Genomic DNA, 1,757 nt, shown 5'->3' on the forward strand with positions numbered 1-1,757 from the left:
TTACTTTTCTATCAGACAATCTGTGTGAGCACTACGCGGGAAGTATCTTCAGGTAAGGAGGTGATCCAACCGCAGGTTCCCCTACGGTTACCTTGTTACGACTTCACCCCAGTCATGAATCACAAAGTGGTAAGCGCCCTCCCGAAGGTTAAGCTACCTACTTCTTTTGCAACCCACTCCCATGGTGTGACGGGCGGTGTGTACAAGGCCCGGGAACGTATTCACCGTAGCATTCTGATCTACGATTACTAGCGATTCCGACTTCACGGAGTCGAGTTGCAGACTCCGATCCGGACTACGACGCACTTTATGAGGTCCGCTTGCTCTCGCGAGGTCGCTTCTCTTTGTATGCGCCATTGTAGCACGTGTGTAGCCCTACTCGTAAGGGCCATGATGACTTGACGTCATCCCCACCTTCCTCCAGTTTATCACTGGCAGTCTCCTTTGAGTTCCCGGCATAACCCGCTGGCAACAAAGGATAAGGGTTGCGCTCGTTGCGGGACTTAACCCAACATTTCACAACACGAGCTGACGACAGCCATGCAGCACCTGTCTCAGAGTTCCCGAAGGCACCAAAGCATCTCTGCTAAGTTCTCTGGATGTCAAGAGTAGGTAAGGTTCTTCGCGTTGCATCGAATTAAACCACATGCTCCACCGCTTGTGCGGGCCCCCGTCAATTCATTTGAGTTTTAACCTTGCGGCCGTACTCCCCAGGCGGTCGACTTAACGCGTTAGCTCCGGAAGCCACTCCTCAAGGGAACAACCTCCAAGTCGACATCGTTTACGGCGTGGACTACCAGGGTATCTAATCCTGTTTGCTCCCCACGCTTTCGCACCTGAGCGTCAGTCTTTGTCCAGGGGGCCGCCTTCGCCACCGGTATTCCTCCAGATCTCTACGCATTTCACCGCTACACCTGGAATTCTACCCCCCTCTACAAGACTCTAGCCTGCCAGTTTCGAATGCAGTTCCCAGGTTGAGCCCGGGGATTTCACATCCGACTTGACAGACCGCCTGCGTGCGCTTTACGCCCAGTAATTCCGATTAACGCTTGCACCCTCCGTATTACCGCGGCTGCTGGCACGGAGTTAGCCGGTGCTTCTTCTGCGGGTAACGTCAATCGATGCGGTTATTAACCACATCGCCTTCCTCCCCACTGAAAGTACTTTACAACCCGAGGCCTTCTTCATACACGCGGCATGGCTGCATCAGGCTTGCGCCCATTGTGCAATATTCCCCACTGCTGCCTCCCGTAGGAGTCTGGACCGTGTCTCAGTTCCAGTGTGGCTGGTCATCCTCTCAGACCAGCTAGGGATCGTCGCCTAGGTGAGCCATTACCCCACCTACTAGCTAATCCCATCTGGGCACATCCGATGGTGTGAGGCCCGAAGGTCCCCCACTTTGGTCCGAAGACGTTATGCGGTATTAGCTACCGTTTCCAGTAGTTATCCCCCTCCATCGGGCAGTTTCCCAGACATTACTCACCCGTCCGCCACTCGTCACCCAAGAGCAAGCTCTCTGTGCTACCGTTCGACTTGCATGTGTTAGGCCTGCCGCCAGCGTTCAATCTGAGCCATGATCAAACTCTTCAATTTAAGTTTGATTTGCTGAAACAAGTTCAGCGATGCTCATCTGTAAAACGTCATAATGAATTTCATTATGTGTTCACTCGTGAGACTTGATATTTTTTACGTCCGGAGACGCTGATATCAATCCTGCGAGTGCCCACACAGATTGTCTGATAAATTGTTAAAGAGCG

Annotated in this window: 1 rRNA gene; it reads right to left on the reverse strand. The window is 52.7% G+C overall.

The features are described 5' to 3' along the window. Positions 1-53 precede the first annotated feature (53 nt). A 16S ribosomal RNA gene (locus HA45_RS23260) occupies positions 54-1,593 on the reverse strand. Positions 1,594-1,757: the final 164 nt, after the last annotated feature.

It is taken from the genome of Pantoea rodasii (assembly GCF_002095465.1).
Classification (GTDB): domain Bacteria; phylum Pseudomonadota; class Gammaproteobacteria; order Enterobacterales; family Enterobacteriaceae; genus Pantoea; species Pantoea rodasii.